General features: G+C 67.9%; 7 protein-coding genes. 5 read left to right on the top strand and 2 right to left on the bottom strand.

Features of this window, described 5'->3' with window-relative positions; all coding sequences use genetic code 11:
• Window positions 1-145 precede the first annotated feature (145 nt).
• Window positions 146-1,294: a putative zinc-binding metallopeptidase gene (locus QZY48_RS26020; protein ID WP_295436431.1), complete on the top strand. Its 1,149-nt coding sequence runs from the start codon at window positions 146-148 to the stop codon at window positions 1,292-1,294.
• A gap of 586 nt (window positions 1,295-1,880) precedes the next feature.
• Here the strand turns inward: QZY48_RS26020 and QZY48_RS26015 are convergent.
• A complete protein-coding gene (locus tag QZY48_RS26015; protein WP_295436430.1) occupies window positions 1,881-3,926 on the bottom strand; it encodes a sigma-54-dependent Fis family transcriptional regulator in 2,046 nt (681 codons plus the stop codon).
• A 568-nt stretch (window positions 3,927-4,494) separates the two neighbouring features.
• Here QZY48_RS26015 and adh point away from each other — a divergent pair.
• The 4 genes from adh (at window position 4,495) to QZY48_RS25995 (ending at window position 7,801) form a co-directional block, all read left to right on the top strand.
• Window positions 4,495-6,015, top strand: a complete 1,521-nt coding sequence (gene adh, locus QZY48_RS26010; protein WP_295436429.1) for an aldehyde dehydrogenase — start codon at window positions 4,495-4,497, stop codon at window positions 6,013-6,015.
• A 211-nt stretch (window positions 6,016-6,226) separates the two neighbouring features.
• Window positions 6,227-6,655 carry a DUF779 domain-containing protein gene (locus QZY48_RS26005; protein WP_295436428.1) on the top strand — a complete coding sequence of 143 codons (429 nt, stop codon included), beginning with the start codon at window positions 6,227-6,229 and terminating at the stop codon, window positions 6,653-6,655.
• A gap of 440 nt (window positions 6,656-7,095) precedes the next feature.
• On the top strand, window positions 7,096-7,293 hold the full coding sequence (locus QZY48_RS26000) for a CopG family transcriptional regulator (RefSeq protein ID WP_295436427.1): 198 nt from the start codon (window positions 7,096-7,098) through the stop codon (window positions 7,291-7,293).
• Window positions 7,280-7,801 (top strand): DNA-binding protein, encoded by a 522-nt coding sequence (locus tag QZY48_RS25995; RefSeq protein WP_295436426.1) that lies wholly within the window; start codon window positions 7,280-7,282, stop codon window positions 7,799-7,801. The genes QZY48_RS26000 and QZY48_RS25995 overlap by 14 nt, the downstream gene beginning before the upstream one ends.
• 112 nt (window positions 7,802-7,913) lie before the next feature.
• Here the strand turns inward: QZY48_RS25995 and QZY48_RS25990 are convergent.
• Window positions 7,914-8,190 (bottom strand): hypothetical protein (locus tag QZY48_RS25990; RefSeq protein WP_295436425.1); only part of this gene is annotated, 277 nt, incomplete at its 5' end.

Here is an 8,190-nt window from a genome sequence, read left to right as displayed (position 1 = left end):
GCCGACCTCGCCGGCGAAGCGGTCCGCACGGCGGACCCGACGGCGGGCGCGGCGCCCGCCTGGAGGTGCAGCGGCCGACGCGCAATACGGGGATAATCTGCCATCCCGCTCATTCCCCGTTGCCGAACCCTGGAGTGCCCCGACCATGCGGACCTTCGCCTGCCAGGCCTGCGGCCAGGCCGTCTATTTCGAGAACTGGTGCTGCAATCAGTGCGGCGCGACCCTGGGCTTCGTGCCGGATGCCTTGCTGCTGGCGGCATTGGAGGAGGACGCGGACGGCTTCTGGACGCCGCTGCCCGCGAGTTCCGCGCTGAAACGCCCGGGGCTGCTGGCGCGGTTCCTGTCCCGCCGGCCGGAGCCGCCGACAACGGCCATCGAGGGCCGGCGCTACCGCAAGTGCGGCAACTATAAGCAGCACAATGTCTGCAACTGGATGGTGCCGACGGAGTCGGGCGCGGACCTGTGCCTCGCCTGCCGGCCCAACCGCACCATCCCGAATCTGGGCCGCCCGGGCAATCCGCAGAAGTGGTATCGCGTCGAACGCGGCAAGCGCCGGCTGTTCTATGGGCTGCTGCGGCTCGGGCTGCCGGTGCGCAGTCGGGAGGAGGACCCCGAACACGGCCTGGCCTTCGACTTCCTCGCCGCCCAGGATGCCCCGCCCGATCAGCCGGTGCTGACGGGTCACGCCGATGGGCTCATCACGCTCAACCTCGCGGAGGCGGACTCGGTCAAGCGCGAGCGCATCCGGGTGGACCTGGACGAGACCTACCGCACCCTGGTCGGGCACTTCCGCCACGAGATCGGCCACTACTATTGGGACCTGCTGATCCGCGACGGCGGGCGCCTCGCGGACTTCCGCGCACTCTTCGGCGATGAGCGGGAGGACTACGGCGAGGCCCTGGAGGCCCATTACCGCGATGGCCCGCCGACGGACTGGCAGGACCGCTATATCACGACCTACGCGAGCAGCCACCCCTGGGAAAACTGGGCCGAGACCTGGGCGCACTATCTGCACATCGTCGACACCCTGGAGACCGCCGCCCATTTCGGCCTCGAGGTGGAGTGGCGGCTGCCCGACGGCAGTTGTCGCAGCGCCGACCCCGAGTTCGACCCCTACACCATCGCCGACTTCGCGCCCATCATCGAGAACTGGCTGCCGCTGACCTTCGCGGTCAACAGCCTCAACCGCAGCATGGGCCAGCAGGACCTCTATCCCTTCGTCCTGCCCCAGGCGGCGATCGATCGGCTTGCCTATATCCATCGGGTGGTGCGGGAGGCCGCGGCACGCGCCTGAACCGGCCGCTCGACTGCGACCTCGAGCAGAGGTCCAACCAGGGTAGCGCCTAGCCACCGACCGCCACCCGCGCCTCGACCTGCGACGCAACCCCGTCGATCAACCAGGAAATAGGAGTTGTCACGCCAAGGCGCCAAGCTCGCCAAGGTGTTGCAGTGCGTTATCCTAAATCCGGCAAGGTGATTGGCGTCGAAACTCAGCCAGTTCCCACGGCCTGCGGATGTCACGCCCTTTCAGGGCTGGGCTACTTGACAACAGACCACCCAGGGCGTTGCCCTGGGCTGGTATGTCGCGCCCCTTCGGGGCTTAAGAGTCGCGGCGATGGCAGGCACCCGCCGCGCGAGACCAAGTGGTCCAGGCGGGAGGATTGACCCCAATGGGGTCACACATACCAGCCCAGGGCAACGCCCTGGGTTGTCCGCAGAGATAGTCTTAGCCCTGAAAGGGCGTGACAAATCGCCATATCGACACCGGCTGAGTTTCAAAGCTAATCACCTCCGGCAATTGCTCACATAAAGCTACCCTATTGTATTTATTGGCGAGCTTGGCGCCTTGGCGTGAGTCACTGCCGGATTTTGGATTAACCTCAGCGCGGCGCCAGGCCGTGCCGCTCAATCTTCCGATACAGGGTGTTACGGCTCATGTTGAGGGATGCGGCGGTGCGCGAGATGTTCCAGTGGTGGCGCTCCAGGCCGGCCCGGATCACCTCCAGTTCTGCGGCCTTCAGCGGGTCAGCGGACAGCGGCCCGGCCGCCGCCGGGGCGGACACCGTCTGGGGCTCCGGTACGGACGGCGCCGCCGCCGTGCGCGGCAGCCGCGGCAGGTTGAGGTGCTCGACCTCGATCACGCCCTCCTCGCACAGGGCCACGGCGGTGCGGATGACGTTGCGCAGTTGGCGGATGTTGCCCGGCCACTCGAAGGCCAGCAGCGCCGCCATGGCCGCCGGGGTCACGCCCAGGGCCTGCCCGGTGTCGTTCTGCGCCTCCAGCACCTTCAGCACGATCTCTTCCAGGTCGCCGCGCAGGCGCAAGGGGGTCAGGTGCAGGGTGATGCCGTTCAGGCGGTAGAACAGGTCCTCGCGGAAGCGGCCATCGACCACCCGTTGCGCCAGGTCCTGGTGACTGGCGGCGATGATGTTCAGTTCCACCCGCACCACCTGCCCCGCCCCCAGCGGCACCACCTCCTGGGTCTCCAGGACGCGCAGCAGGCGCGACTGCATCGGCAGCGGCATGTCGGCGATCTCGTCCAGGAACAGGGTGCCGCCGCTCGACTCCGCGATCCGACCCCGGCGGCCCTCCCGGCTGGCCCCGGTGAAGGCCCCGGCCTTGTAGCCGAAGAGCTCGCTCTCGATCAGGGTCTCCGGGATGGCGGCACAGTTGAGCGCCACGAAGGGCCGCTCGCGGCGGTCGCTGGCCCGGTGGACGGCCTGCGAAAACAGTTCCTTGCCGGTGCCGGTCTCGCCATGCAGCAGGATGGGGATACGCTTGTTCATGACCCGGCGCGCCCGTGCGGCGGCCTGCTGCATCCCCGGGTCGCTCCCGGCCAGGGTCTCCAGGTGACCCAGGTCGGCGCCGCCGCCAGGGACACTCGCCGGGACCGCCGCCGGGGCCGGCGGCACCCGCAGGTCGGTGCGGCGCGCCGGCTTGCGGTATTGATAGACGAAGCCGAACAGGCGCCCGCCGCGCTCCTGGTCCTGGAACTCCCGGATGCTCCCCTCCCGGCCGGGCACGCCGCACCGCAGCGCGTCCAGGTTGCCGGCCAGGACCTCGGCCAGAGCCCGCCCCTGCAGCCGCGCCCGCTCGCCCCCGCCCAGGAGGGTGAGCGCGGCCTGATTGACGGCCAGCACCCGGTTGTCCTCCCCGAGTGCGATCAGCGACTCCTGGGGGAGCCCGATGCCCTCGGGCCGGGGGTGGCAACGCAGCACCCGCTGCGCCCGGTACTGCCGCAGGAAATGCTGGTTCTCCAGGATGCTCGCGGACTTGCTGACCAGGGCCCGGGCCAGTGCCTGACCGGCGCGGGAGTGGTCCATGGCGCAGCAGGAGACGTCCAGGACGCCCAGCAGCCGGCCCTGCGGGTCGCGGATGGGGGCGGCGGAGCAGGTGAGGCCGATGTTCTGGCGCAGGAAGTGGTCCTCCCGGTGGACGGTCACCGGGCGGCCCTCGACGATGCAGGTGCCGATGCCGTTGGTGCCGAGGCGTGTCTCGCCCCAGTCCGCCCCGGTCCACAGACCGGCCGCCCGCAGTTCCCGCTCCAGGGTCGGGTCGCAGCGATGGCGCAGGATCACCCCCGCGGCATCCGTGAGGATGACGGCATAACCGGAGCCGCCGAACGACTCCAGCAGCAGGCCCAACTCAGACTCCGCCAGGCGCAGCAGGCCGGCGAGCGGCTCGGTGCGGTCGCGCAGCCGTCCGGCGTCCAGGACCTCGGGCTCGCGGGGGCTAAAGGGGTCCAGCCCCGGCTGGGCCAGGCAGCGCTGCCAGGATTGCAGGATGGCGGCGGGCAGGTCGGGGGCGCCCGGGGGCCGCGGTTCCGCGGGATCGACGGGGTTCGCCGCGGCGGCGTCCGGAGCGCCGCGGCTGCCGACGGACGCGACCTGGTGGGCGTGCTGCGCGGCATCGCTTGACGGATACATGGTGTCCTCCTCGCCCGTCTTTGCGGGTCTGTCGTTGCGGCCTCGATCATCCTGGAAGAAAGATTCGTTTCACGCAAAAACGCAATATCTCTGTCACACGGTTCGCCTGCCGGTGACGGGATCATCGCCTGCAACGTTCTATTCTTCTTTGCGTTCTTTGCGTTCTTTGCGTCTTTGCGTGATCAATTGCCGATTCTTAGGATCATGGCTCCGGCTAACCAGGCCCCGACCTGGGATCGACCGCCGAAGTCTAGTGCCTCCCCGGGGTTTCTACAAATAATAAGCATTGCCCAGCGCCCGAATTGCTCCGAAACGGGACAGTCGCGGCGGCCCGACTGTCTCCGTTCGGAACAGCGTTGCGCCGCGCGCGGTGCGCCTGCCGGGTGCAGCGAAGGGGCCCGGTGCTCCCGGTCCGATCCGCGGCCCCGTCCACGCTGGTTTCGGGCGCCGCACGGGCCGCCACCAGGGTCCTGGCACAGGCCGTGCTTACGCTGGTCTACAGGGTGTCCCTGCCCGCACCGCACCCAGCCCATCCGCACCAAACCAAGAAGCCCGAGGAGTGAACCCCATGATTTACGCCAATCCCGGCCAGCCCGGCTCCAAGATCACCTTCAAGAAGCGCTACGACAACTTCATCGGCGGACACTGGACGCCCCCGGCCAAAGGCGCCTATTTCGAGAACGTCTCCCCGGTCAACGGCAAGGGCTTCTGCGAGGTGGCGCGCTCCAGTGCCGAGGACATCGAGGCCGCGCTCGACGCCGCCCACGCCGCCCGCGAGGGCTGGGGCAAGACCCCGGTCGCGGAGCGCGCCAACATCCTGGTCAAGATCGCCCAGCGCATGGAGGACAACCTGGAACTGCTGGCCGTGGCCGAGACCTGGGACAACGGCAAGCCGGTGCGCGAGACCCTCGCCGCGGACCTGCCGCTGGCCATCGACCACTTCCGCTATTTCGCCGGCTGTATCCGCGCCCAGGAGGGTTCACTGTCGGAGATCGACGAGACCACCGTCGCCTACCACTTCCATGAGCCGCTGGGCGTGGTCGGCCAGATCATCCCCTGGAACTTCCCGCTGCTGATGGCCACCTGGAAGCTCGCCCCGGCGATCGCCGCCGGCAACTGCGTGGTGCTCAAGCCCGCCGAGCAGACCCCGGTCGGCATCCTGGTCTGGGCCGAGTTGATCGGGGATCTCTTGCCCCCCGGGGTCCTCAACATCGTCAACGGTTTTGGCCTGGAGGCCGGCAAGCCGCTGGCGTCGAGCCCGCGCATCGCCAAGATCGCCTTCACCGGTGAGACCACCACCGGCCGGCTGATCATGCAGTACGCGGCGCAGAACCTGATCCCGGTCACGCTCGAGCTGGGCGGCAAGTCGCCCAACATCTTCTTCGACGATGTCTGTGCCGCCGACGACGACTTCTTCGACAAGGCGGTCGAGGGCTTCGTCATGTTCGCGCTGAACCAGGGCGAGGTCTGCACCTGCCCCAGCCGCGCCCTGATCCAGGAGTCGATCTACGACCGCTTCATGGCCAAGGCGCTGGCCCGGGTCAAGGCGATCAAGCAGGGCAATCCGCTCGACACCGACACCATGCTCGGCGCCCAGGCGTCCAGCGAGCAGCACGATAAGATCCTGAGCTATTTCGAGATCGGCCGCCAGGAAGGGGCCGAGGTGCTGACCGGCGGGGCCACGGCCCACCTGGGCGGGGAGCTCGAAGGCGGCTATTACGTCCAGCCGACCGTGTTCAAGGGCAACAACCGTATGCGCATCTTCCAGGAGGAGATCTTCGGGCCCGTGGTTTCGGTGACCACCTTCAGGGACGAGGCCGAGGCCCTGCACCTCGCCAACGACACCCTCTATGGCCTGGGCGCCGGGGTCTGGAGCCGCGATTCCGGGCGCTGCTTCCGCATGGGCCGCGGCATCCACGCCGGCCGGGTCTGGACCAACTGCTACCACGCCTACCCGGCCCACGCCGCCTTCGGCGGCTACAAGCAGTCCGGCATCGGGCGTGAGAACCACCGCATGATGCTCGACCACTACCAGCAGACCAAGAACCTGCTGGTGAGCTATAGCCCCAAGGCACTGGGCTTCTTCTAGCCCGGCCACGGCGGACCCTACATCAGCCGCGAGCCCGTAGGGTCCGCTGTGCGGACCAGCACCGTCGCGCCAGGAGCGACGCCGACCCCAACCCGTGCCCGCGGATGGGAAGATGGGTTTCGCTGCGCTCTACCCATCCTACGCGGGCCCTTGCCCAGTCGCTCCGCACCGCGCGTGCCGACGGCATCATCACCCGCCCGAGGTCGAGACCATGAGCGATCCCACCCCAGTCCCCAGAGTCATCGCCACCGAGTCGGCCGCCCGCCTGATCGCGGAACTCCAGGCCGAGCACGGCCCGCTGCTCTTCCACCAATCCGGCGGCTGCTGCGACGGCTCCTCCCCCATGTGCTTCGCCCAAGGGGATTTTCTGGTCGGCGACCAGGATGTCCTGCTGGGCGAGATCGCCGGCGCGCCCTTCTATATCGGCCGGCCCCAATTCGCCGTCTGGCGCCATACCCAACTCATCATCGACGTGGTCCCGGGCCGCGGCGGCATGTTCTCGCTGGAGAACGGCCGGGAGGTCCGCTTCCACACCCGCTCGCGCCTCTTCACGGATGCGGAGTCCGCCCAACTCGCGGCGTCGGACCCGCAGTCGGGAGCGCAAGACCCGGGTTGGACGGTCCTTCCCACGCGAGCCTGATCGCGCGGCTGTCGTGACGCAGATCAGCGCGAACCGACCGAACTGGCGAAGGGAGCATCCGGTCGCGCGCAGCACCTGCGCCCCGACGCAGGGCGGACCCCGGCGGCTGGCCGAAGAACGCTTCCGTCAAACCAATCCTGCCGTCCTGCAAGGACTGCCCGAACTGCCCGGCGCGTGAGCGGAAGCTGGCGGGGCCAAAGGACGATTCACGGGCCAAGCCGCCCGGCGCGCGACCGGCCCATGGACCGGAACGGGCTGCTGGCGACCCGAAGCGGACATTTGCAGGAGGCTTCCATCAGTCTGCGGTCAAGCTGAAAGTGGACCCTCCATCAACCCAACGAGTTACGTATACTGTCCCCGGAATCCCTCTGGTTACTTTGCCTTACCGCATCGGTTATTCTCCCCTTAACTGGCCATTGAGTGCATCGAGCGAGCGAACCATGACTACATCCATTCGGGCCGAGATCCCGGATCGCTTGGTGCAGCAAGCGGCGATCCTGGTCCACGACGGCTGGGCGAGCGACCTCGACGAGATACTCATCGACGCACTGCGTCGCTACTTGAGTTCCCACAGTGCAGAGCTGAGCGAAACCTTCGTTCGCGAGGATTTGGAATGGGGGCTGCGTGGCGACGGCTAGCCGCATCGCTCGGGTTGTCGTTTGCGATGCCGGGCCGCTGATCCATCTCGACGAACTGGACTCGCTGCGGCTGCTCTGCGACTTCCCCTCGGTGCTGGTGCCCGAGGTCGTTTGGGCCGAGGCCGAGCGACACCGGCCACATCTCTTCGACACGTCAAGCCCGTCATTCGCACGCGTAACGCCGCAGCATCCGCCGCGCCCGGCGTTGGCCGCGCTCTCGCGCCTGATGCCCCTGCATTCCGGTGAAACCCAGGCGCTTCAGATTGCAGAAGAGCATGGGGCCGACCTACTCCTGACCGACGACACGGCAGCCCGTCTTGCCGCACGAGAACTCCAACTGCCCGTTCACGGGACCCTAGGCATCCTCTTGCGTGCGATTCGCCGCGGCCAGCGCAGCGCGCAGCAGGTGCTGGATCTGGTTCGCGCCATCCCCGAGCGCTCGACACTCCACATCAAGCCGTCGCTCTTGCTCGAAGTCATGGCGGAGGTGGAGCGGACCCTCGGATAGCCGATCATGGTGCGCTTCCATCCCGGAAACTGTATCGAGTCTCTATGTCATTGCCCGATCGGCCCCAGAAGCGCCATGAGCACATGGGCCACTGGACCCACCGGGAATGGGGTCACACCAACCGGGAATGGGTCAGGTTTTCACTCTTGCCTGCACCGTCGTTCGAGGCGTGTAGAAGGGCAAAAGGCAAGACCTGACCCCAGCACGCACGAGACCTGACCCCAGCACGCACGGTCGGCTCGCCCGCGGCGGGTGCCGACGGATTCCCCGCGCCGCCCCAGAACCGAACCACCCGCAAGTCGGTCGCCTGCGCCCCGCGATTCAGCCAGACTTGGCGGAATGACTGCACCGCCTGCTCGCATAGCTCGTCGGTCTGGGCGATCCACAGG

Source organism: uncultured Thiodictyon sp. (genome assembly GCF_903828115.1).
GTDB lineage: Bacteria > Pseudomonadota > Gammaproteobacteria > Chromatiales > Chromatiaceae > Thiodictyon.
The sequence above is the reverse complement of the archived record's forward strand: the minus strand, read 5'-3'. Positions and strand labels throughout refer to the sequence as shown.